Source organism: Vibrio sp. FF266 (genome assembly GCF_041439695.1).
GTDB lineage: Bacteria > Pseudomonadota > Gammaproteobacteria > Enterobacterales > Vibrionaceae > Vibrio > Vibrio tasmaniensis_A.
Window position 1 is genome coordinate 42,506 of record NZ_JBGOOO010000001.1, and the last position, 22,153, is coordinate 64,658.

General features: G+C 44.3%; 18 protein-coding genes. 8 read left to right on the forward strand and 10 right to left on the reverse strand.

Annotation, left to right across the window (positions count from 1 at the left end; genetic code table 11):
• Positions 1–39: 39 nt before the first annotated feature.
• From ACED59_RS00175 to ACED59_RS00190, 4 genes are all read right to left on the reverse strand, one after another.
• Positions 40–1,749, reverse strand: a complete 1,710-nt coding sequence (locus tag ACED59_RS00175; RefSeq protein WP_371704956.1) for a putative 2-aminoethylphosphonate ABC transporter permease subunit — start codon at positions 1,747–1,749, stop codon at positions 40–42.
• A gap of 21 nt (positions 1,750–1,770) precedes the next feature.
• Positions 1,771–2,880 (reverse strand): putative 2-aminoethylphosphonate ABC transporter ATP-binding protein, encoded by a 1,110-nt coding sequence (locus ACED59_RS00180; RefSeq protein ID WP_102481483.1) that lies wholly within the window; start codon positions 2,878–2,880, stop codon positions 1,771–1,773.
• A 227-nt stretch (positions 2,881–3,107) separates the two neighbouring features.
• Entirely contained in the window at positions 3,108–4,529 is a 1,422-nt protein-coding gene (locus ACED59_RS00185) for an FAD-dependent oxidoreductase (RefSeq protein ID WP_017098394.1), read from the reverse strand.
• Between the two features lie 184 nt (positions 4,530–4,713).
• Positions 4,714–5,724 (reverse strand): putative 2-aminoethylphosphonate ABC transporter substrate-binding protein, encoded by a 1,011-nt coding sequence (locus ACED59_RS00190; RefSeq protein WP_017094998.1) that lies wholly within the window; start codon positions 5,722–5,724, stop codon positions 4,714–4,716.
• Positions 5,725–6,073: 349 nt separating this feature from the next.
• Between ACED59_RS00190 and phnW the strand changes: the two genes are divergently transcribed.
• From phnW to ACED59_RS00210, 4 genes are all read left to right on the forward strand, one after another.
• Positions 6,074–7,177 carry a 2-aminoethylphosphonate--pyruvate transaminase gene (gene phnW, locus ACED59_RS00195; RefSeq protein ID WP_017098395.1) on the forward strand — a complete coding sequence of 368 codons (1,104 nt, stop codon included), beginning with the start codon at positions 6,074–6,076 and terminating at the stop codon, positions 7,175–7,177.
• Positions 7,177–8,616: an aspartate aminotransferase family protein gene (locus ACED59_RS00200; protein ID WP_017098396.1), complete on the forward strand. Its 1,440-nt coding sequence runs from the start codon at positions 7,177–7,179 to the stop codon at positions 8,614–8,616. The genes phnW and ACED59_RS00200 overlap by 1 nt, the downstream gene beginning before the upstream one ends.
• Before the next feature lie 84 nt (positions 8,617–8,700).
• Positions 8,701–9,519, forward strand: a complete 819-nt coding sequence (gene phnX, locus ACED59_RS00205; protein ID WP_012600354.1) for a phosphonoacetaldehyde hydrolase — start codon at positions 8,701–8,703, stop codon at positions 9,517–9,519.
• A gap of 351 nt (positions 9,520–9,870) precedes the next feature.
• A complete protein-coding gene (locus ACED59_RS00210) occupies positions 9,871–10,932 on the forward strand; it encodes an OmpA family protein (RefSeq protein WP_009845636.1) in 1,062 nt (353 codons plus the stop codon).
• A gap of 143 nt (positions 10,933–11,075) precedes the next feature.
• On the opposite strand, the gene ACED59_RS00215 is transcribed toward ACED59_RS00210, so the two are convergent.
• The gene (locus ACED59_RS00215; RefSeq protein WP_017098397.1) at positions 11,076–11,474 is read right to left on the reverse strand and encodes an OsmC family protein; all 399 of its coding nucleotides are present in this window, start codon (positions 11,472–11,474) and stop codon (positions 11,076–11,078) included.
• A gap of 196 nt (positions 11,475–11,670) precedes the next feature.
• On the opposite strand from ACED59_RS00215, the gene msrB reads away from it, so the two are divergent.
• Positions 11,671–12,813: a peptide-methionine (R)-S-oxide reductase MsrB gene (gene msrB / locus ACED59_RS00220; protein WP_017098399.1), complete on the forward strand. Its 1,143-nt coding sequence runs from the start codon at positions 11,671–11,673 to the stop codon at positions 12,811–12,813.
• A 123-nt stretch (positions 12,814–12,936) separates the two neighbouring features.
• Here msrB and ACED59_RS00225 read toward each other — a convergent pair whose 3' ends face one another.
• Both ACED59_RS00225 and ACED59_RS00230 read right to left on the reverse strand, forming a co-directional pair.
• The gene (locus ACED59_RS00225; protein ID WP_017098400.1) at positions 12,937–14,304 is read right to left on the reverse strand and encodes a TrkH family potassium uptake protein; all 1,368 of its coding nucleotides are present in this window, start codon (positions 14,302–14,304) and stop codon (positions 12,937–12,939) included.
• Between the two features lie 20 nt (positions 14,305–14,324).
• A complete protein-coding gene (locus tag ACED59_RS00230; RefSeq protein WP_017098401.1) occupies positions 14,325–14,981 on the reverse strand; it encodes a TrkA family potassium uptake protein in 657 nt (218 codons plus the stop codon).
• A gap of 183 nt (positions 14,982–15,164) precedes the next feature.
• Between ACED59_RS00230 and ACED59_RS00235 the strand changes: the two genes are divergently transcribed.
• The 3 genes from ACED59_RS00235 to ACED59_RS00245 all read left to right on the forward strand — a co-directional run bounded on the left by ACED59_RS00235 (position 15,165) and on the right by ACED59_RS00245 (position 19,413).
• Complete coding sequence (locus ACED59_RS00235) at positions 15,165–16,277, forward strand: mechanosensitive ion channel family protein (RefSeq protein ID WP_017098402.1); 1,113 nt, start codon at positions 15,165–15,167, stop codon at positions 16,275–16,277.
• Between the two features lie 160 nt (positions 16,278–16,437).
• Positions 16,438–17,973: a mannose-1-phosphate guanylyltransferase/mannose-6-phosphate isomerase gene (locus ACED59_RS00240; RefSeq protein ID WP_029223993.1), complete on the forward strand. Its 1,536-nt coding sequence runs from the start codon at positions 16,438–16,440 to the stop codon at positions 17,971–17,973.
• A gap of 15 nt (positions 17,974–17,988) precedes the next feature.
• A complete protein-coding gene (locus ACED59_RS00245) occupies positions 17,989–19,413 on the forward strand; it encodes a phosphomannomutase CpsG (RefSeq protein ID WP_371704957.1) in 1,425 nt (474 codons plus the stop codon).
• A 112-nt stretch (positions 19,414–19,525) separates the two neighbouring features.
• Here the strand turns inward: ACED59_RS00245 and aroG are convergent, their stop codons facing one another.
• From aroG to ACED59_RS00260, 3 genes are all read right to left on the reverse strand, one after another.
• Positions 19,526–20,578 carry a 3-deoxy-7-phosphoheptulonate synthase AroG gene (aroG, locus tag ACED59_RS00250; RefSeq protein WP_012600346.1) on the reverse strand — a complete coding sequence of 351 codons (1,053 nt, stop codon included), beginning with the start codon at positions 20,576–20,578 and terminating at the stop codon, positions 19,526–19,528.
• A gap of 687 nt (positions 20,579–21,265) precedes the next feature.
• Positions 21,266–21,580, reverse strand: a complete 315-nt coding sequence (locus tag ACED59_RS00255) for a DNA-binding transcriptional regulator (protein ID WP_009845645.1) — start codon at positions 21,578–21,580, stop codon at positions 21,266–21,268.
• Positions 21,567–21,899, reverse strand: coding sequence for a type II toxin-antitoxin system RelE/ParE family toxin (locus ACED59_RS00260; protein WP_012600340.1), 333 nt, complete (start codon positions 21,897–21,899; stop codon positions 21,567–21,569). The genes ACED59_RS00255 and ACED59_RS00260 overlap by 14 nt, the downstream gene beginning before the upstream one ends.
• Positions 21,900–22,153 lie beyond the last annotated feature (254 nt).

The following is a 22,153-nucleotide window of genomic DNA, read 5'->3' on the forward strand; positions in this document are numbered from 1 at the left end:
TCAGCCACTCCTTGGCCAACTGCAATATAAAATAGTTCGCTAGCGTTTACGCCAAGCCTGGGTGCGCTTCTCGAATAACTTGTTGATTAACATATGAATCAACTTCGCGCTCGCTGCCGATATCATGATCATCACCGCCATGGCTGCTGCTGCACCCGTTTGTCCCGCATCATCCATATTCAGTACTGAAACTGACGCAGGTATCGTATCGGTAGAATACAAGAATACTACCGCAGATGTCGTGGTAAGTGCATTAATAAACAGGTATGTCGCAATATCTAAAATCGCAGGCAGACATACAGGTACCGTCACCTTAAAGAACAGCTTGTATTGCGGTAGGTTAACCGAAGCCGCCGTCGCTTCTATTTCCTCAGGCAACTGTTTTAATGCGGTTAACGCTGTCATGTGGCCGACTGTGTAGTAGTGAACCACCGTATTAATCACCAAGAACGCCATCGTGCCATATAAGAAGTTGAGTGGGTTACTCAAATCATTAAAGTAGAAGATATACCCCAAACCCAACACCATACCCGGAACGGCCATCGGTACCACACTGAGCATCTGCATTGCTTGACGAACAGGACCAAATGCTCTGCCCTTCTCAATGCAGTACGCGCCTAAGAAAATCAATACGGTACCGATGATCGCAGTCCAAGCGCCGAGGGTTAAAGAGTTGAAAAATGGCGTCCAACCATAAGTACTCATCTCTGCGAAGTTATAGTTATTTAGCGTTAGCGTTTTATTCCAAGGCCAGAAAGTGACCATAGATCCGTATATCGCCATGCCTAGCACGATAACAACAGCCACTGAAATTACGGTGCAATAGAGTAAACACACGCCATCACGTAGAGTGTTTGGCTCTGGTTGGTAAGCGACGGAGCGAGTATCAAACAAGCTCTTTTGTTTCTTTTGAACCCAGCGGTCAACGGTAAACGCAAGCAACGCAGGCAATAGCAATAGGATGCTAGTCACCGCGCCCATAGAGAAATTCTGTTGCCCTACTACCTGCTTAAAGATATCGGTAGACAGAACGTTGTAGCTACCACCAATCACCTTTGGCACACCAAAATCACAAACCACCAGCGTAAACACAACGATCAAGGTACTTATCAAACCGTATTTTGCCGCAGGTAACGTCACCATGAAGAAGGTTTTTAGCGATGAAGTATTGAGTGCACGTGCCGCCTCATAAAGACGAGCGTCAGAGGTTCTCAATGAAGTAGTCAGAATCATTAAGGCGTGTGGAAACGTCCAGAATATCAGGCCCAGTGAGATACCAATCAAGCCGTACACCGAGTTACCACCTAAGACTTCTTTAGCGATACCTTGATTACCAAATAAGAAGATCAAACTGATCGCTGGAAGCAATGAAGGAGCCAGAATAGGCGCTGAACCTAGCACTTGAAAAAGCCCCTTAAAAGGCATGCATGAACGAGTCAAAGCATAGGCATAGCCAAACGCTAATACTCCCACGACAACGGTCACTAACAACCCAAGCGTGAACGTATTGCCTACCGACTGCCACAGGCTTTGAGAAGCAAAATACGTTGCGAAATTCTGTAATCCTACAAATTCTCCGTCTGCATTCTGAACGCTTTTTTTCAACATTGCCCACAGTGGCATCAGGATAAACAGCGTCATGAACACAGACAAAAAGGCCAACAGCCCAAATAGGATTACGTTGTCTTTACTTAATCGAGCAAGAAAAGGCTGTACTCGTCGTTGAATTAGCAGCTTAGATTGCATCATTTGAGTCGATTCCATGATTATTTACGCCGCCTCGTCTTTCATCACTTGCAGGCTTTTCGATGGGTAAGCTCTCAGGCCTTCTTGGTCAAACGCCACATAACGAATATCACTGCGACGCAGCTTCAATCGATTGAACTCTTTGACTGATACATCAACGATGATCTCTTTCGCCGTGGAGTCATGTTGCAATTGACACTCAACACGATAAAACGCCCCTAAGAATTCGCTTGATACGATTCTCACGGGTAATGACTCACTAAAACGATCCACAAACTGGATTTGCTCTGGACGAACGGCAATATCGAAAACATCACCCAGATTTGGCGTGAGGTTATCTAAACCCGGCAACGGTAACATCGACTCAGCAATACGTATCTTGCCTTGCGCTGCGACAGAAGCTTGAATGAAGTTCATGCTGCCAACAAACTCAGCCACAAAACGACTGACGGGTTTTTGGTAGATCTCTTGTGGGGCACCTACTTGCTCAATGACACCATGGTTCATCACCACAATTCGGTCTGCCATCGTTAAGGCTTCATCTTGGTCGTGCGTCACCATGATAGTGGTGATACCCAACTTGCGTTGCAGTTGGCAGATCTCGTCACGCAGATGTGTTCTTACCTTCGCATCCAACGCAGACAGCGGTTCATCGAGTAGCAACAAACCTGGAGAAAGAGCCAATGCGCGAGCCAAAGCAACACGCTGCTGTTGTCCGCCAGACAGTTGATTCGGATACTTTTGGCCAGACGTTGGTAAACCAATCGTCTCTAACCAAGACTCAACAGTCTCAAGGGCTTCTTTAGTCGACATGCCTTGGTTTTTTAGACCAATCGCAATATTTTCTTCCACAGTGAGATTTGGAAACAAAGCGTAAGATTGGAACACGATGCCAAAGTCGCGCTTTTCTGGTGGCAAGAAGGTCGTATCATTACCGTTCTGCTCAATAGAACCTGAAGTTGGCAAGTCTAGACCTGCAATCGCACGTAATAAGGTGGTTTTTCCACAGCCAGATGGGCCAAGGAAGCAGACGAACTCGCCTTTATCTATCGATAGGGAGATGTCTTTTAACGCTGTAAATTGGCCAAATTGCTTTACAACGTTTTCAATATTCAAATAAGTTTGGTTGCTCATACTACAGCACTCTCTATATGGTATATACCAAATTTAAACTGAGAATATTGCAGTTGAGTGACAAATTTATAGAAGCTAAATGACAGTTATATTGCAGATATAATAAGCATTAAAGATTGCTATTTGTTCAGCTTTAAAAGTTAGTTCAACGTTGAAAGCCCTCAATGACGAACCAAAAAGTCACTGAGAGCCTAAATGTAAACTTCTAATTTAAACGCTAGATTAATCTATGATTCAACCTTGTCGGCTTTGCCCGCCGCACCTGCGAGTTTGGATAACTGTTTATCCAGCCACAATGGCGTGTTACCAGAATCTTCCGCGTTCTCTTTTCTTCGAACTGCATCTCTAACCATCATTGCTCCAACCCAACGAAATGGCTCTGGTGGGAAATAGCCTCGTGGACCGCTAGTTAAGCCACTACGTGTCCATTCGTTATCATATCCTAACACCATTGAAGACAAAATTTTTCCGCCCATACGGGTTTGAGCAACGCCATTGCCTGAATAACCAAGCCCATAATAGATGTTGCTTTGGCCTTTTAGGTTACCGAAAAATGGCAATCCGGTGACCGAACGATCTGAGCCTCCAGACCAATTGAAATCGAATTCACTTTGTTCCAATTTAGGGAACAGTTTTTGAAACGATTGATTGAGAATCGGCAGGTAGTTAGTCGTTTGGTTGAACATGCTTTCAACCTGATTTGCAAACGAGAATTTATTGCCGCCTTTGCCCAACATGAGTCGTCCATCCTCAGTGTCACGGTAGTAATGAACAAAGATACGTGAGTCCACTACCGCCGCTCCTTTTTCGGGACCAAACTGCTTGAGTTTTTCTGGAATAGGCTTAGTCACTACCATGTCAGACGAGACAACCACAATGCTGCGTTTGAACTCCTTAAAGTGATCGAGCATCCATGCATTGAGCGCTAAGATCACTCTATCGGAAGTTATCGTCCCACCCTCAGTTTGGACGCGAACTGGTGAGCCGTAATCAAGAGAAGTCATCTCTGTATTTTCGTAAATTTCGACACCCAATTCGATCGCAACGCGGCGTAAGCCTCTCGCCAATAACGCTGGCTGCACACTACCCGCAGCTTCTGAGTAGTAACCCTCAATGTGGCGATCAGATCCCGCTTTATCAGCCAAAGAATTGTCGCACTTCTTCCAGCTATTGATACCCTGCTTAACCAGCTCATTAACGACAGGCTTCATTCCGCCCTTTTGAGATTCATTGGTTGCCGTGTAGTAAGTGCCACTTCTATAAAGATGCGCATCGATTTTATGCTCGTTGCAGAACGCTTCGATCTCGTAAATGACTTTTTCAGATTCCTTAACCAGCCATTTGGCTTGCTCTTTTCCATAGAGTTTTTTCAGCGTTGGATATTTGGTTGACCAAGTCAGCATACACCCGCCGTTCGCGCCAGAAGCACCGCTGCCACACAAGCCTTTTTCAATCACGACAACATGTTTTTCGGGCTGTTGTTGTTTGATTGAAATCGCAGTCCATAAACCAGTGTAACCACCGCCGACAATGGCGATATCACAGTTAACGTCTTTTTGAAGCGGTTTAACGGATTCTAGCCCCGCATTGATGCTACCAAATTCCTGTTCCAATGCTTGCTTGAACCAATATGAGTAGTGCTTTTTCATTTGTTGTACCTTACTAAAAACCTAAAGGCGTAAAACTAAAAAAGGAAGACCGAAGCCTTCCTTTACTGATTCCTAACTTCTAATGAGCTGCATATCTAATGGACTACGTGTCTAATAAACTATGTGTCTAATAAGCTCAGTAGATAATTAACTAAGGAGCTCATGAACTAAAAAACTCAGCAGATTAAGATTTTGGCTCTGATTTAGCGTCAAACTTCTCAGACCATGTTTTAAGAACGTCTGCACGTTCACTGCCCATGCGAGCGAAGTCCATTTTTGCCATGTTCTTTTCTACATTAGGGAAGTTCTCTGCTTTGCCTGTCACATCTTGGTGACCAACAACTGGGTACATTTCGATGTAAAGCTCGTTTGCCGCTTTAGAAATAGACCAATCGATAACACGTTGTGCTGCATCAGAAGGCTTAACAAGGCCTACCGCTTCCGATTCCCAGCCGATGCCTTCAGGCGTAATCACAGAAAGTGGAGCGCCTTGAGTTTTCAGCTTAGCGCCACGGCTCGCCATAGAAATACCGATAGCGACTTCACCCATGCCCGCTTGAACACATGGCTTAGAACCAGAGTGCGTGTAGTGAGCAATGTTTTGGTCTAGCTTCTGCATGTAGTTCCAACCTTGGTCTTCACCCATGTTTTGTAACCAAGCCGAAACCTGCATGTAGCCCGTACCAGAAGATGCTGGGTTTGGCATAGCAATGTGACCTTTATAGATAGGTTTCGTTAGGTCATCCCAAGACTTAGGCGCCGGTAGGTTCAATTGCTTAGCCACCACTTCGTTAAAGCAAACTGCATTAAAGAATGCATCATTGCCGTACCAAGCTTGAGTAGATTGCGGGTCGTTGAGGTTTGAACGCAGTGCTTCTACACCTTGAGGTGTGTAAGGCTTGAGAATGCCCTCTTCTTTAAGCAAAGCCATAGAAGAGCCCGCAAGACCCCATACTACTTCTGCACGAGGGTTGTTTTTCTCGGCCAATAATTTTGCCGTCATGATCCCAGTTGAGTCACGAACCCATTTGATGTTGATGTCTGGGTTTTCACTTTCAAATGCGTTTTTGTATTTCGCTAAAATGTCAGTTTCAAAAGCGGTGTAAACCGTCACTTCCTGTGCTGCATAAGCATTACCCGCTAATAGAGTAACTAATGCTGCGAGTGATCCTTTCATAAAACGGTTTTTCATCATTTTCTCCAGTCAGGCCCGATGCCAAGGTTAGGAATTGCCAAGGTTAAAGTTGTTAAGGCTAGAAGCTCCATCTAGAGGCTTCTATATCCATAAATTCATTTAGGTTGTGAGCACACACTTTTATTTGGTATGTACCAGATAGCGAGTATTAACCTAATCGACTTTTATGACGATTAAATGAACAAAAAATGGCAGTTTCAAGATCGGAAAATTTCTCAACATCAGTGACAAATTTGAATATGAAGCTTTTGTGAAAATAACGTTTTGGCTATTTACGACCGTTTAAATTGGTTGTTAAAGTAACTGCAAATATTGGTATAGTCCAGAATATAAATCACGAGAATTAAACATGAGAAACGAATACCTACTACTGACACCGGGTCCTCTATCTACTTCTGAAACCGTTCGCCAAGCGATGCTAAAAGATTGGTGTACGTGGGATGATGAATACAACAAAGACGTTGTTGAAGTGATTCGTAGCAAGCTAGTGACTTTTGCGACTAAGCAAACGGGTTACACGAGCGTACTAATGCAAGGTAGCGGCACCGCTTCAGTTGAAGCAACAATCGGTAGCGTTATTTCTAAAAGCGGTAAGCTTCTTGTTGTTGACAACGGTGCGTATGGGGCTCGGATTGCTCAAATCGCAGAATACTTAAACATTCCATGCCATGTCGTTTCCCAAGGTGAAACATCACAACCTGACTTGAACGAAATGGAAACGGCATTGGCCATGGATTCAGACATTACTCACGTGGCGATTGTCCACTGTGAAACCACCACTGGCATGCTGAATCCAATTGAAGAGATTGCCAAATTGGCAAAACAGCACAACAAAACCGTCATTCTTGATGCTATGTCGAGCTTTGGTGGCATCCCTATGGATATTGCTGACTTAGGCATCGACTACATGATCAGCTCTGCAAACAAGTGCATTCAAGGGGTACCGGGGTTCGGCTTTGTTATTGCTAAGCAATCAGATCTCGAGAAGTGTAAAGGCCAAGCTCGCTCATTAAGCCTTGATTTGTTTGACCAATGGCACTGTATGGAAAGCAACCATGGGAAATGGCGCTTCACCTCTCCGACTCATACAGTGCGCGCTTTCTACCAAGCTCTACTTGAATTGGAACAAGAAGGCGGCATCGAAGCTCGTCATAGTCGCTACCAAACCAACCAAACCACATTGGTTGCAGGTATGCGTTCTCTTGGCTTTGAACCACTGCTTAATGATGACCTTCACTCACCTATCATTACCTCTTTCTATTCTCCAACTCATAGCGATTACCAATTCAAGGAGTTCTATGACCGTTTGAAAGAACAAGGGTTTGTGATTTACCCGGGCAAGGTTTCAAACGCAGACTGCTTTCGAATCGGTAACATCGGTGAAGTTTACCCGTCAGACATTGAAGCTCTCATTGGCGCTGTAGAAAACGCTATGTACTGGGACATCAAATAATGACGATGACCAATCAAGAGCCGATTCTAAAGGCCACACACTTTCGAAGCGAAGGCGATGTGAACACCACGCCAGCACGCGAAAAATGGAACGAATCGCTAAACGATGATGCGACTCAAGCAATGTTAAAGCGTGACTCTGACGTGTTTCTTCATCAAGCCATGTCAACACCTTGCCTAGACACGCTTGAAGCTGCAGAAGGCATCTACATTCAAGATGCGACGGGCAAGAAGTACATGGACTTTCACGGCAATAATGTTCACCAATTAGGTTATGGCCACCCACATATTATTAATAAAGTGACTCAGCAAATGGCGTCATTGCCGTTTTCACCGCGTCGCTTTACCAATGAGACTGCCGTTCAGTGTGCTGAAAAACTCACACAGATCTGCGGTGGTGATTTGAATCGCGTGTTGTTTGCTCCCGGGGGCACATCCGTTATCGGCATGGCGCTAAAACTTACTCGACATGTCACCAACAATTTCAAAGTAGTGTCATTGTGGGACTCATTCCATGGTGCGTCACTCGATGCAATTTCAGTGGGTGGCGAAGCTTGTTTCCGCGAAGGCATGGGGCCATTAATGGCTGGCGTAGAACGCATTCCACCAGCCGTCTCTTATCGCGGTGCTTTCCCGCTTCGCGATAGTTTTCCATTAAGTGGGAATAACGCTAGCGATTCAAACGAGACTGCATGTGATGTGCACTATGCCGATTACCTAGAATATGTGATTGAAAAAGAAGGCGGTATTGGCGCCTTCATTGCAGAAGCGGTTCGTAACACAGACGTTCAAGTGCCAAGTAAGGCTTATTGGAAGCGCATCCGTGAGATCTGTGACAAACACAACGTCATGTTGATCATCGACGACATTCCAAACGGTATGGGTCGCAGTGGCGAATGGTTCACTCACCAAGCGTTTGATATCGAACCTGACATCCTATGTATCGGTAAAGGTTTTGGCGGCGGCTTAGTACCAATCGCAGCCATGATCACTAAAGACAAATACAACACGGCAGCGCAAGTATCTCTTGGTCACTACACCCATGAGAAAAGCCCAATTGGTTGTGCGGCAGCACTCGCGACCATGGAAGTGATTGAGCAAGAAAACCTACTTGAAAAAGTACAAGCGGACAGCGCATTCGTGCGTGAACAGTTGCTTCAAATGAAAGAGAAGTACCCAGTCATTGGTGATGTTCGCGGCATCGGCCTGCTCTGGGGGGTGGAGTTGGTCACTGACCACATCACCAAAACCCGAGCTTTCGATGAAGCAGAAGCCGTGCTTTACCAGTGTCTAAACGATGGCCTGAGTTTCAAGGTGTCACAAGGTAATGTGATTCAGTTGAGCCCACCATTGATCATCAGTCGCAGCGAACTAGAAGTCGCTCTGTCTGTATTCGAAAAAGCGATAGCAAAAGTCTGCAAAGACTTTGAATACCTTTAAACCATCATTTAGCCAATAACTTAAAACAATCATTCATCTCCCAGAACAACCTGAGCCGGGAGAGAACAGAAATAGGACACTATTATGAACACAACATCACCTATCCAAGCGGTTATCTTTGACTGGGCTGGCACTATCGTTGATTTTGGATCATTTGCTCCAACCAGTATTTTCGTTGAAGCATTCAGACAAGGTTTCGACTTTGATATCGACTTAGCAGAAGCGCGAGAACCCATGGGGATCGGCAAATGGGACCACATCCAAGCAGTTGGTCGAATCCCAGCTGTTAACGCTCGTTGGAATGCTCAATTCGGACGCTCGATGACCAGTGAAGACGTTGATGCGATCTACGCGGCATTCATGCCTCTTCAGAAAGCAAAAGTAGCAGACCACGCAGCACCAATTTTAAACGCGATTGAAGTCGTGAATAACTTAAAAGAAAAGAACGTAAAAATCGGCTCTTGTTCTGGTTACCCACGAGAGGTGATGGACGTACTAATTCCAGCTGCAGCAGATTACGGTTATCTTCCTGACAACGTAGTTGCAACTGACGACTTACCGCAAGGCGGTCGCCCTGCTCCATTCATGGCACTTAAAAACGTCATTGACCTAGGTGTGACGAACGTCGCTGCGTGTGTGAAAGTGGATGACGCTGCACCGGGTATCGATGAAGGTCACAACGCAGGCATGTGGACAGTAGGCCTTGTACTATCAGGCAACGAAGCAGGCTTAACCTACCAAGAATATGTGGATGCCGACGAAGCGACACTTGCAGCTGCGCGAGAAAAAGCAAGCATTAAGCTAAACAAATCAAACCCGCACTACCTGATCGATACCATCGCCGACTTACCTAGAGTGATTGCAGATATCGAAAAGCGTTTGTTAGCCGGTGAGCGTCCGTAACAGCTAAGCCTCCGCTCCACCTTACAACTCAGGCTATGTAGCCAAATAATCCGTTCACACAAAAAGATGAAACCTCATATCGCCTTAAAATGATACGAGGTTTCATCGTTTCCAACATTTAAGACAACAATTGATCAACAAAAAAGCTATAAATAGCGCCTTGAAAACTATGAATACCAACAATCCGATTGACTATCATACGCAATCAGACTAACAATACATTAGTAGTTCCTTAAAAGTTCTACCTGAATCAACGCCTTGATTTACTTACGGTCGCAGTGTCTTAGCCAGTAAGTTATCGCTTTACAGGTCAGTTCAGATAACAATAAAAATTAATCCAAGGATAAGATTATGAAAAAACTTTCTAAAATCATGTGTGCTGTCGTCGCAGCTTCCGGCTTAGCGGCAGCTCCTTCTATTGCTGCAACCACTTATGTTGGTGCAAAAGTGGGCATGGGTTGGCTAGATAGTGCCTGTGTCGATGGCGTTAAATGCGAAGATGATTCTGTTGCGGGTGGCCTTTACGGTGGCTACAACTTTTCTGACAAGTTTGCTCTTGAACTGAGCGCAGACTACCTAGGAGACTACGATACAAGCTTTAATAGCACAGGAACTTTGAAGCAATATAGTGATTCAATCGTCGCTATCTCTCTGAGCCCTATGTATCGACTCGCTATCCAACAAAAATTTGATATCTTCTTCAAAGCCGGCCCGGCTTACATCATGCACGATGACGAAGATGACGTAGTATTGTCTCTTGGTATCGGTGCTGAAAAGCAATTTGCTGAAGACTGGGCACTGCGTGTTGAATATCAATACTTCGATGATTTCGATGATAAATTCGTGCAAGACTTAAACTCTAACCTTGTTACCGTTGGCCTTAGCTACAACTTTGGTACAGGTAACACAACGGCTTCAGCAGCAGCCGCTTCTGCAGCCGTTATAACACAGGCTCCTGCAGAGCCAATTGCCGAACCAGAAGTCATTGTTGTTGAAGAAGAAGTTGTGGTTACTAAAGCGAAAACTGAAAGCTTCTCTCAAGGTATGTTTGAGACAAACAGCACTGAATTATCTTCAGAAGGCAAATCTGCATTAATGCCATTAGTTGAAGTACTGCAAGCTCACCCTCAATCATCAGTTAATGTTGTTGGTCACACTGATTCAACAGGTGCGGCAGAGTACAACATGATGATCTCTAAGAAGCGTGCTGCTGCTGTAGCCGCATACATTGAAGAGCAAGGCATTGAAGCGGACCGCATTACAGCTTCAGGTGAAGGGGAAGAAAACCCTGTAGCATCAAACGCTACAGCTGAAGGTCGTGCGCAAAACCGTCGTGTTGACGCAACGATCCCAAGCTTCGAATACCAAGAAAAAGCGCAAATGGAAGAAGTTATCGTAGAAACTGCTGAATAATAGCACTCTACCTTAATTAAAATAATAAGGGCGGAGCACTTTCAAGTGCTCCGCCCTTTCCTTTATCAGGCTCTCCCCATATGCCGTCAGCTATAAGTAGAAGCCGTAAAAATCAGTCTACCGCCAAGCTGTACAATCAGAGACTAGACTATTTCCCAGCTGTGGGTCATCTCTACACCAGCACCCAGCATTAAGCATACTGAACAGTACTTTTCTAATGAATCCGCACAGACCTTAGCAACCAACTCAGGATCAAGATTTTCACCCGACACTTCAAAATGAATGTTAATCACAGTAAAGATTTTTGGTGCCGTTTCACGACGTGTGGTTTCAAGTTTTGCATTACAGCCTGTGATGCTTTGGCCTGCAGATTTCAAGCCATCAACCACATCAACAGAGCTACAACCGCCAGCAGCCATTAGCACCATTTCCATAGGGCTTGGCGCGGTAGCACCGCCACTGCCATCCATAACGACAGAGTGACCTGATTGAGATTGACCTAGGAATTTAAAGCCTTCGACCCATTTAACTTCTGCTTGCATGTTGTTCCTTAGATGTACGGAAACCGCCATCATTATCTATTATATCAATAATGGACACCCTACTACTGGCAGCATTTATGAGCAAGATTTTCTGTTTGAGATATTTTTTCATGAATAGTGTAATTTTTTCCATCTAAACCCTGTCTCTATTCGTACATTCAAAATCGAATGAGAAAAACGTCAAGATGAGGTATCTATGAATAAATTATCTAAAATATTGGTATCACTCGTGGTTGCACTACCACTGACTTCGCTATTTGTAAGCCAGACTGGCACTGCCAATACAATGGATAAAGCGATGGATTCAGGTAAAAGTGAAATCGCGACACTGGCTGGTGGTTGTTTTTGGTGTACAGAATCCGACCTAGAAAAACTGACCGGCGTCACCGACGTTATCTCTGGTTATTCCGGTGGTGAATTAGAAAATCCAACCTACAAACAAGTTTCCTCGGGTAAGTCTGGACACATCGAAGTGATCAACGTGACTTACAATCCCGATGTGGTTAGCTATGAGCAGGTACTTGACCAATTCTTCAGACACATCGATCCTACCGATGATAAAGGCTCATTCGTAGATAGAGGTCCTCAATATCGACCTGCTATTTTCTATCATAACCAAGAGCAAAAAGACGTTGCTCAGAATTTCATGATGGAAATAGACAAAGCTCAGATCTTTGGTGAGCCACTAAAAACAGAGCTGATTAAGTTTGAAAAATTCTGGCCAGCAGAAGAATACCATCAAGATTATTACAAGAAGAGCAAGGTTCGTTATAACTACTACCGCTACGCTTCTGGCCGTGACCAGTACCTAGATAAAATCTTCGGTGATGATAGAAAAGAAAATCCGAAAACGATCCGCCAAATCATCGATGGCAAAAATGCGACAGATAATGCTAAAACATACACCAAGCCGTCTGATGCAGAGATCAAAGCATCTCTAACTTCACTGCAATACGATGTCACACAAGACGACGCAACAGAGCGCCCATTTGACAACAAATACTGGGATAACAAGCAAGAAGGTATTTACGTTGATATCGTAACGGGTGAGCCTTTGTTCTCTTCAAAAGACAAATACAAGTCAGGTACAGGTTGGCCGAGCTTTACACAGCCAATCAGCGAGGCTTATGTCGTAACGACCACTGACTACAAGCTGCTTTACCCAAGAACAGAGGTTCGTAGTAAATTTGGTGACTCTCACCTAGGGCATGTATTTAAAGATGGTCCAAAGCCAACAGGTTTACGCTACTGCATGAATTCAGCCGCTATGCGCTTTATCCCAGCAGATAAATTGGCTGAGGAAGGCTACGAAGAATATATGGAAATGTTCGAAGGCTAAGTGCAAAGAAACTAGTGCTACACCTATGCCAACAAAGCCAGCATATCGCTGGCTTTGTTTTTCTAACACACTAACAAGAACTATAAATCCTAACCTGTTAGCATTATTAACCCGTTAACATTATTAGCCCGTCAACACCGTATCTTCTGGGTACTTCAACAAAGAAGGTTCTGGACGAGCTAACATGTACGCCAAAGTCAAAGGACCAATACGTCCGATTACCATCACCACAATCATAATGTATTTGCCCGGCTCAGTGAGATTTGCAGTGAGTCCAGCTGTTAAACCGACGGTTGCAAAAGCAGAAATCACCTCAAACATAACTCGATCAAACGCAGCCTTTTCAGTCAGCATTAACAAAAACATCGCGGTGGTTAATAGCGCTCCACTGACCACAATAATGGCCAATGACTTTGTTACCGCTTGCCAAGTCACGGTGCGCTTAAACATCACGACATGCTTTTTCTGACGCAAGAATGTCCAAGTTGCAACAAACGCAACCGCGAAAGTCGAGACCTTAATACCACCACCAGTGGAAGTCGAACCAGCACCAATCAACATCAGTACTATCATCACCAATAATGCCGGTTGCGTATATTGAGACAAATCGACACTATTGAAACCAGCGGTACGAGCACTCGCAGACTGGAAAAATGCCGCTAGCCATTGCCCTTGTGTCGACAAGCCCTCCATCGTCGCTGAGTTATTTCTCTCCAACAACCAAAACATCACCGTGCCCACCAACAATAACGTCGGTGTCGCCGTTAGCATAATCTTGCTATGTAAGTGCAGATGTTGGAAACCTTTACGCCAGTTACTCGATAAGTCGCCGACGACTGTAAAACCAAGTCCACCAAAGATGAACAAGCCCGCTAAGGTAAAGATCACCAAAGGATCATCAACAAAACTCATCATACTGTCTGAGAACAGCGCGAAACCTGCGTTATTGAATGCAGATATAGCGTGAAAGAGTGCATAAAAGCTTCCCGTTGCCCATCCCATTTCTGGAACCCAACGGAAACAGAGCAACACAAACCCAACAAACTCCGCCACCAATGCAAAGATGATGATCTTCTTCACTAACTTACGAAGGTTAATCTTACGATCTTGTCCAAGTGCTTCTTTTGCCAATGCTTGTTGTTTAAGGCTTAATCGGACACCAAACATATAGAGCAGTACCGCAGACAGGGTCATCTGCCCTAACCCACCAACTTGCATCAAGAACATCAGTAAGATTTTTCCTGCCAAGGTGAAGTGCTGACCAGTATCGACAACACCTAAACCTGTCACACTGATCGCTGACGTGGCAGTAAACAGTGCATCCGTAAAGCTTAGCCCTGTCACCGAGAACACAGGCAGCGTCAGCAAGATTGCTGAGGGGATAAGAACACCTAAGAAGCTCGTAAGGATAATCTTAGGTTCAGAGCCTTTGCGTGGCTTCTTATCACTTTTAAGGGTGTAGAAAGTACCTTTTCGTTTTACCGAATTCATACTGTTACCTTACTTACCAATTACCAATTGCGTAGCTTTCTAGATAAAGTCTCTTTCGGCCCAGCGATGATCACCACATCCCCAATTTCTAAACTCACATCCAGTTCTGGTGCTTTCGTTAAGTTCGGGCCTCGCTTAAAGCCAAGTACCTCAACACCATTTTCTTTACACAGCTTAAGGTCACCAAGTTTCTTACCCAACAAATTAGAACCAATAACGATTTCCGTCATCGCTAAGCCACTGCCAAGGTCGATAAACTCAAGAACGCGTCTATCCAACATTTTACGCGCGACACGAATACCCATGTCTCGCTCGGGCATAATGATGTGGTCAGCACCAATCTTAGAGAGAATCTTGCCGTGGAACTTATCATTCGCCTTCACCCAGACTGCTTTTGCGCCTGATTCTTTAACGACCAACGTTGTGAGAATACTGGAATTAACGTCAGATCCAATCGACACCATCACCATGTCGTATTCATCGAGCCTTAACTCTTTAACTGTCTCTTCGCTTGTACAGTTCGCAACAATCGCTTGAGAAACAAAAGCCGCCGCATCTTTCACTCGCTCTTCATCAATATCAACGGCGAGTACCTGTGAGCCTGAACTTTGTAGCTCTTTACAAACAGAGAGACCAAAACGTCCCAAGCCAATAACTGCATATTGTTTGTCACTCATTTATTACTCCACTTACAAAGCTACGTAGCATCGAAAACAAATAATAAAATTGTCTTCATACAAAAAACGACTATATATCCATATAGAGATACAATTGTCAGCTAATCGCTTGATTTATAAAGGTAGAGAACAAAAGTGATTTCTGCTAATTTCTAGCCCACTATTTCTGCGGCAGTACACACAATGAATGAATTCATAACCCAAGTACAAACCTACATTAACCAGAGCCATAGTGATTGGGCAAACAGCGTCCTATTCATCACTATTGCGAGCTTTCTCGCTTGGGTCGCTTGGCGAATTATCCATAATCGCTTAGAAATTCTGGTTCAGAAAACCCCATTCCACTGGGATGACCTACTGCTAGAGGCACTAAAAACACCTGTCAGTACGTTACTCTGGTGTTGGCCTGCAACTGTCTCTGTGGGGTTAATTCTTCAAGATCAGTTTGGCAATGAAATTAATTGGTTAAAAACACTTAAGCACATATTAATTATCTGTACCTTCGTTTGGTTTACCTTGCGAATGATCACCAACACTGAAGCGTACGTCTTAGAACAAAAAACCAGAGACGAAACCACAGTACAAGCTATCGCGAAAGTCGCTCGCTTGTTCTTTATGGTGATGGGCGGCCTGACCATCATGCAGGCGTTTGGGCTTAGTCTTTCCGGCTTACTGACCTTCGGTGGTGTGGGTGGATTGATCGTCGGTTTGGCAGCAAAGGATCTACTGTCGAATTTCTTTGGCGGCATGATGATTTACTTCGACCGTCCCTTTAAAGTCGGTGATTGGATACGATCTCCGGATCGTCAAATCGAAGGTACTGTCGAACGCATTGGCTGGCGTATGACCATCATTCGCACTTTTGATAAGCGACCTTTATACGTGCCAAATTCTGTGTTCAGTAACATTGTGGTGGAGAACCCATCAAGAATGTTGAATCGACGAATCAATGAAACCTTCGGGCTTCGTTATCAAGATGCAGACAAACTAGCTCTAATTGTTGATGAAGTTAGATCCATGCTCGAAACACACCCAGATATTGATGCAAAACAGACGCTGATCGTTAACTTTGATAAGTTTGGTCCATCAACCCTTAATTTCTTTATCTACACCTTCACCAAAACGGTTAACTGGGTGAGATACCACGAAGTTAAACAAGATGTTCTATTACAAGTGTTAGCGATTATTCATAAGCACAACGCCGATATCGCTTTTCCAACACAAACACTCAAGATCGATCCTCAAGATTTTGGCGAAGCGCAAGGTATAGTCATTTCCAACCCAGAAGGTCATTAACATGCACATCTATATTGCTTATCGTTTATAGCTTGCCGTTAAGTCGATGGGTTATCGATAAGTAAGTCGGTTATTGATATGTAAGTCGGTTATTGATAAATAAACAGAGTGAAGCGTGGTAACATGGCGCCAGTATTCAAATACACCTAATTACCACTCTATGATTTTACCTGTGATCCTAGCTGGCGGCTCCGGAAGTCGCCTCTGGCCTCTGTCTCGCGAACTTTACCCTAAGCAATTTCTCAATATTGCTGGCGAACAGTCGATGCTTCAGCAAACACTTCAACGCCTGCAAGGTCTTGAGGACTATCTAACGGATAGCAAGTGCGCAGCTCCATTCATTATCTGTAATGAAGAACACCGCTTTATTGCCGCTGAACAAGCTCGATCGGCTAACATCCAACATAGTGGTATTCTGCTAGAGCCTGTCGGTCGAAACACGGCTCCAGCCATCGCATTAGCGGCATTACAAGCCTTAGGCAAATCAACCAATAATGAGCAGGATGCATCAGACCCGATCTTATTAATACTGGCTGCTGATCATCACATCGCTAACACCTCTGAATTCCAACAAGTGATCAGTCGTGGTGTTGATTACGCGAAGCAAGGCAAACTGGTGACATTCGGCATAACACCCAACGCGCCAGAAACGGGTTATGGCTATATCAAGCAGGGAGAACCGATTTCCCCTCTTGTTCAAGCTGACTCACGCATTACAGAGCAGTCAACCCATCACGCCTATGCCATTGATTGCTTCGTTGAAAAGCCTGATAAAGCAACTGCAGAAGAATACATACGTTCAGAGCAATACTTGTGGAACAGCGGCATGTTCATGTTTAAGGCATCCCGCTACCTTGAAGAACTCTCTCAACACCACCCAGAAATATTAGCGGCTTGTCAGTTAGCTCTTTCAAAGCAAAATACCGACCTCGACTTTGTCCGTATCGACGCAGAAGCATTCAAAAATAGCCCAAGTGACTCTATCGATTATGCCGTGATGGAAAAGACCTCACACGCCGCAGTGATCCCGATGGACGTTGGTTGGAATGATATTGGTTCGTGGTCTGCTATCTGGGATGTCAGTGATAAGGATGAGCACAACAACGTCATTGAGGGCGATGTGTTAACCGTCGACTCTCAACACAACTACATCCATGCGGAGAATAAGCTTGTCGCGACGGTAGGCGTCGAAAACCTCATTATTGTCGAAACCAAAGATGCAATATTGGTTGCGAACAAAGACAAAGTTCAAAGTGTTAAGTCGATTGTTAGCCAACTGAATCAGGCTGGTCGAACGGAGCATGTCCATCATCGCGAGGTCTTTAGGCCTTGGGGTAAATACGACGTGATCGATCTAGGCAAACGAGACAAAGTGAAGCGCATTACAGTCAACGCTGGCCATAGGCTTTCGTTGCAAATGCATCACCATAGAGCGGAGCATTGGGTTGTAGTGGCAGGTACTGCGAAAGTAACCAACGATGAGAAAACGTATCTCGTCGAAGAAGATCAATCCACTTACATTCCACTAGGCCATATCCACAGCCTTGAGAACCCTGGAGACTCACCTCTCGAAATGATCGAAGTACAAACCGGTAGTCATTTAAGTGAAAACGATATCATTCGATATCAAGACAGCTATGGGCGAGACGTTCGAAACCAACAAGCTTCTTCGTCTCAGAACAACAAATCGAAATAAAGCGGCGACAATCAAGTGAAACCAACATTAGACCTTAACTGCTTTAAGAACAACGATATTCGCGGCATCATTGGTGACCAAATCAATGGGTACTTTGCCTACCTGCTCGGCAAAGCATTTGGAGAATACGCCCTATCCACGACACCTGAAGCCTCATTCGATGGCTTGGCTCAAGTGGTGATTGGTCGTGATAACCGAGAAACGTCCCTTTCATTACAAGAAGCCATGACCAAAGGCTTAATCGAGTCTGGAACAACCGTCGTTGACCTTGGAATGACAGGGACTGAAGAAGTCTACTTTGCAACTCGCCACCTTGGCGCCATTGGCGGAATCCAAATTACGGCAAGCCATAACCCAATTAATTACAACGGAATGAAATTGGTCGGCTTGGACGCTAGCCCGATAAGTAAAAACAGTGGGTTAGATGAAATCAAACGACGCATTAAAATACTCAATCAAGAACTGAACTGCAATTTACCGTTCGTTCATGCACAACCAAGTAACTCTAGTAGATCGACCAGTATTCTCGCCCCTTATGTAGACCACCTACTCTCTTATATATCTCCTTCTGAGCTTTCACCTATGAAAATTGTGGTGAACGCAGGGAACGGTGTCGCAGGACATGTCATTGATGCTTTGGAGAAGAAACTTAACGAACTCAGTGCCTCTATCACCGTCATCAAGGTTCACCATACTCCTGACGGAAATTTTCCAAATGGTATTCCCAATCCATTGATTATAGAAAACCAAATAGCGACTCGAAATGCTGTGCTAGAACATTCGGCCGATCTAGGAATTGCGTGGGATGGTGATTTTGACCGCTGCTTTTTCTTTGATGAAAAAGGCAATTATATTGAGGGTTACTATATTGTCGGGTTGCTCGCTGAAGCATTTTTGTTAAAAGAGCCTAACGCAACAGTGTTGCACGATATGCGTATGACATGGAACACAATTGAAGTCGCCAATAAGCTTGGTGGGGAGGCTGTTGCAGTCAAAGCTGGGCATGCGCTCATCAAAGAGAAGATGCGAGAATTAAACGCAGTGTACGGTGGTGAAATGAGTGCGCACCACTATTTCCGTGATTTTGGGTATTGCGATTCAGGAATGATTCCTTGCCTCTTAGTGATTGAACTAATCGGTGAGACTCAACAATCTCTTCATCAGTTGACCAGTTCGAGTATGGATAGATTCCCTTCTTCGGGAGAGATCAATCGCAGAGTTTCAGACCCAGAACAAGTCATGGCTTATGTGTTGTCGCACTATCAAGTTGATGCCGTTGAGATCGATCACACAGACGGGCTCAGCATGAATATGGGCACATGGCGCTTCAACTTAAGAAAGTCTAATACCGAGCCATTAATACGCCTTAATGTAGAAACCAGACAAGATAGAGCTTTGCTATCACTTAAAGTCGACGAGCTACTGTCTTTTCTCATTTAAGAGTCCAAGGCACTTTCCGTTTACAACTAAGAACCACAAAAAAGCCCTTATTAGCGATTGCTAATAAGGGCTTTGAATTTTTAGCCGCTTGGCGACTGGCTGAATAATTAGATTACTTGTTACGACGGGCTTCAACAGCACCGGCAAGTTGACGAAGTACTGTTTCAGTATCTTCCCAACCAATACATGCGTCAGTAACAGATTGACCGTACGTCGCCGCTTTACCGTCAACTAAGTCTTGGCGACCTTCAACTAGGTGAGATTCAATCATCACACCAAAAATGGCTTTATCACCACCAGAGATCTGTGCACTTACGTCATCAGAAACGTTCATTTGGCGCTTGAACTGCTTTGAGCTGTTCGCGTGGCTGAAATCAATCATCACTTTCTGTGGAAGACCTGAAGCTTCTAGCTCTTCTTTAATCTTACCAACGTGCTCTGCACTGTAGTTTGGCTCTTTACCACCACGTAGGATGATATGACAATCAGGGTTACCTGCGGTTTCAACGATCGCTGAGTGGCCGTATTTAGTTACCGACAAGAAGTGGTGAGAAGCGCTTGCAGAGCGAATTGCATCTGTTGCGATCTTGATGTTGCCATCCGTACCATTCTTGAAGCCAACTGGGCAAGATAGGCCTGAAGCCAGTTCACGGTGAACTTGAGATTCTGTCGTACGTGCGCCAATTGCGCCCCAGCTGATTAGATCGGCAACGTATTGCGGCGTGATCATATCTAAGAATTCGCTCGCCGTAGGCATTCCCATATCAGTTAGGTCAAGTAGTAACTTACGTCCTAGACGAAGACCGTCATTTAGTTTAAATGTGTCGTTCATGTACGGGTCATTGATTAGGCCTTTCCAGCCAACAGTGGTACGTGGTTTTTCAAAGTAAACACGCATTACGATTTCAAGGTTATCGCCTAGTTCGTCGCGTAGCACTTTCAAACGTTTACCGTACTCTAGAGCAGCTTCTGTATCATGAATAGAACATGGGCCAACAATAACAAGCAAGCGATCATCGCTATCTTCTAAAATATTGTGGATCGCTTTGCGGCTTTCAAAGGTTGTAGAAGAAGCAATTTCTGTCGCTGGAAACTTTTCTAAAACAGCAACAGGTGGTAATAACTCTTTTACTTTGTTAATTCTTACATCATCAGTCTGGAACATTGCTTACTTCTTCCTATTTTCTATCCTTGAGGCTGAATGCACGTTATCTCACGTCACTTTCCATCAGCATTTATCTTCTTGTTCCCTGTAACTTAACTAGTAAAAACCACAGTTTCAATCACTAATTAAAAAAAAACGCAATTTATTTTGTGTTTTATATTTAAAACACCCTGTATAACATTATTTACACGTTATCGATTGTGCAGTTATCAGACACAGTAAGAACACAGCTCTTCAAACTATCCTGGCTAGATAATGTCTTACGCAACGATAGATAAAAGCTCTTTACCACACTACAGCCTTTACAAAACGCATACACAAAAAATAGAGAGCTAAAGACTTTTCGTCACATAGAGAAAAAATGGGAACTAGCACCACAACCTTGGTTTGGATGTTACTCATCGAAGAATAGAACCGATCAAATTTGGCAATTTCTGCGCAGGAACGGTATATGGAGAATTGTACAGGCGAAACAACAGAAGATGTGACGACGAAAGAAACGAAGAACAGCTAACTGGTTGATAAGATTGCTATCGCGACCTTACCTTGGCCTCGATCGTCTTGTGAAAAGCCTCAAAGCGATGTGCCCTTCAAACTCAATTACACAATTTATTTAATAAAGTGGCTTCGGGCTTGTTCAACACTCGGGATTTAGTGTTGGCTGCGCAACACCCTAGCCCTTATTTGTTATAGCTCAGCGATGTGCGAAAGAGTTTCCGGATGACGCTGAACCAATTTTAGAAGGGTCACAGCTTGTCCATTTGGTGCGCTACGCCCTTGTTCCCAGTTTTCTAATGTTCGGGATGATGTATGCAGTAAACGCGCAAACACACCACGCGACATATTAAACTGTTCACGGATACTCACGATTTCATTAGGTGAAATATCTAACTCACTGATATCGTTAACTTGATGAGTTTTAAGAGTGAGTTTACCCTCTGAATGCTCTTTAGCCTCAACAAGAGCAGTACTTAACTCTGCAAATAGGTCACGATTGCTCATTACGCCACGCCTCCATAAAAGCCTTTAATTGTTTCTTTTGATCTGCAGTTAAATCGGACATTTCATTCTTGCCATAAATTGTCAGCAAGTAGAAACGACGCTTTTCATCGAGGAAGTAATAGATAACACGAGAGCCGCCACGCTTGCCCTTACCTTTACTTGCAACTCGAATCTTTCGCAAACCACCTGTACCTTGAATCACGTCCCCCTGTTTTGGGTTAGACATTAACTCAGCTTGAAAAAGCCTAAACTCATCATCGCTGAGATATTCATTACGGTACTTTTCAAATATGGTCGATTCGACAAATACACTTTTCATACTCAGAGTATACGCAAGTGACGTACACATGGCAAAACTATACGTGATTAACGTAGTTATGACTTTTCGAAAGGTGAATCTGACCTGAGCTATAACGCCTGCATACTCAAAGCCGACAACGAAACTTGCACTCACTTCTGCACTGAGCTATTTGTCGCGATACCTCTATCGCGGTGCGTTGGAGTGAGCCGACCCACGTAGCCGAAAGGCATTGATAATAAGGAGAATGGCATTGACGAAATCAGAGGAGATGT

Excerpts from the sequence above, each read along its gene's own strand:
- ACED59_RS00175 (WP_371704956.1), bottom strand. The coding sequence starts at position 1,749 with ATGATGCAATCTAAGCTGCTAATTCAACGACGAGTACAGCCTTTTCTT.
- ACED59_RS00180 (WP_102481483.1), bottom strand. The coding sequence starts at position 2,880 with ATGAGCAACCAAACTTATTTGAATATTGAAAACGTTGTAAAGCAATTT.
- ACED59_RS00185 (WP_017098394.1), bottom strand. The coding sequence starts at position 4,529 with ATGAAAAAGCACTACTCATATTGGTTCAAGCAAGCATTGGAACAGGAA.
- ACED59_RS00190 (WP_017094998.1), bottom strand. The coding sequence starts at position 5,724 with ATGATGAAAAACCGTTTTATGAAAGGATCACTCGCAGCATTAGTTACT.
- phnW (WP_017098395.1), top strand. The coding sequence starts at position 6,074 with ATGAGAAACGAATACCTACTACTGACACCGGGTCCTCTATCTACTTCT.
- ACED59_RS00200 (WP_017098396.1), top strand. The coding sequence starts at position 7,177 with ATGACGATGACCAATCAAGAGCCGATTCTAAAGGCCACACACTTTCGA.
- phnX (WP_012600354.1), top strand. The coding sequence starts at position 8,701 with ATGAACACAACATCACCTATCCAAGCGGTTATCTTTGACTGGGCTGGC.
- ACED59_RS00210 (WP_009845636.1), top strand. The coding sequence starts at position 9,871 with ATGAAAAAACTTTCTAAAATCATGTGTGCTGTCGTCGCAGCTTCCGGC.
- ACED59_RS00215 (WP_017098397.1), bottom strand. The coding sequence starts at position 11,474 with ATGCAAGCAGAAGTTAAATGGGTCGAAGGCTTTAAATTCCTAGGTCAA.
- msrB (WP_017098399.1), top strand. The coding sequence starts at position 11,671 with ATGAATAAATTATCTAAAATATTGGTATCACTCGTGGTTGCACTACCA.
- ACED59_RS00225 (WP_017098400.1), bottom strand. The coding sequence starts at position 14,304 with ATGAATTCGGTAAAACGAAAAGGTACTTTCTACACCCTTAAAAGTGAT.
- ACED59_RS00230 (WP_017098401.1), bottom strand. The coding sequence starts at position 14,981 with ATGAGTGACAAACAATATGCAGTTATTGGCTTGGGACGTTTTGGTCTC.
- ACED59_RS00235 (WP_017098402.1), top strand. The coding sequence starts at position 15,165 with ATGAATGAATTCATAACCCAAGTACAAACCTACATTAACCAGAGCCAT.
- ACED59_RS00240 (WP_029223993.1), top strand. The coding sequence starts at position 16,438 with ATGATTTTACCTGTGATCCTAGCTGGCGGCTCCGGAAGTCGCCTCTGG.
- aroG (WP_012600346.1), bottom strand. The coding sequence starts at position 20,578 with ATGTTCCAGACTGATGATGTAAGAATTAACAAAGTAAAAGAGTTATTA.
- ACED59_RS00255 (WP_009845645.1), bottom strand. The coding sequence starts at position 21,580 with ATGAGCAATCGTGACCTATTTGCAGAGTTAAGTACTGCTCTTGTTGAG.
- ACED59_RS00260 (WP_012600340.1), bottom strand. The coding sequence starts at position 21,899 with ATGAAAAGTGTATTTGTCGAATCGACCATATTTGAAAAGTACCGTAAT.